We start from the raw sequence: 1,000 nt of genomic DNA on the forward strand, positions 1-1,000 counted from the left end.
GCGCATGCCGGCCTCAAGCCCGGCTTCCTGGTGGGTGGTGTGCCGCAGAATTTCGGCGTGTCGGCTCGCCTCGGTGAGGGCAAGACCTTCGTCATCGAAGCGGACGAGTACGACACCGCCTTCTTCGACAAGCGCAGCAAATTCGTGCACTACCGGCCGCGCACGGCTGTGCTGAACAACCTCGAGCACGACCACGCCGACATCTTCCCGGACCTGGCCGCCATCGAGACCCAGTTCCACCACCTCGTGCGCACCGTGCCGGCCAGCGGCCGACTGGTCGTCAACGCCCGCGAGGAGGCGCTGCAACGCGTCATCGCACGCGGCTGCTGGAGCGAGGTGCTGCGCTTCGGCGCCAAGAAGGAAGAGGCCGGCATGCTGCGCGCGCGCGGCGAGCCGCAGGCTTTCGACGTGCTGCGCGGCAGCCTCAAGGTCGCGCGTGTCGAGTGGAGCCTGTTCGGCGAGCACAACCAGTTGAATGCGCTGGCTGCCATCGCCGCCGCGGAGCATGTCAGCGTGTCGCCCGAGCAATCGGCGGCGGCCCTGGCCGAGTTCCAGAACGTCAAGCGCCGCATGGAACTGCGCGGCGAGGTGCGCGGCATCAAGGTGTACGACGACTTCGCACATCACCCGACGGCGATGCGCACCACCGTCAACGGCCTGCGCCGCCGCATTGCGCCCGTCGACCGCATCCTCGCGATATTCGAGCCGCGCTCCAACACGATGAAGCTGGGCACGATGAAGGCTCAGTTGCCCTGGGCGCTGGAGGAAGTGGACCTCGCGTTTTGCAATCAGCAGGGTTTGAGCTGGGATGCCAAGGAGGCGCTGGCGCCGATGGGTGCGTCAGCGGTTGTGGGTGCGGATGTGGATGCGTTGGTGGCGGCTGTCGTCAAGGCCGCCAAGCCTGGGGACCATTTGCTGTGTATGAGCAATGGTGGGTTTGGCGGGATCCACGAGAAGCTGTTGGACGCTCTGTCCAAATAGCGTCTGCTCGATGCATTGC

General features: G+C 66.0%; 1 protein-coding gene. It reads left to right on the forward strand.

The window, feature by feature from the left end; all coding sequences use genetic code 11:
* A partial coding sequence (mpl, locus tag ACXJKR_RS33440; protein ID WP_457326522.1) for a UDP-N-acetylmuramate:L-alanyl-gamma-D-glutamyl-meso-diaminopimelate ligase occupies window positions 1-981 on the forward strand: 981 nt, incomplete at its 5' end.
* Window positions 982-1,000 lie beyond the last annotated feature (19 nt).

The organism is Roseateles sp. P5_E11, from assembly GCF_054049355.1.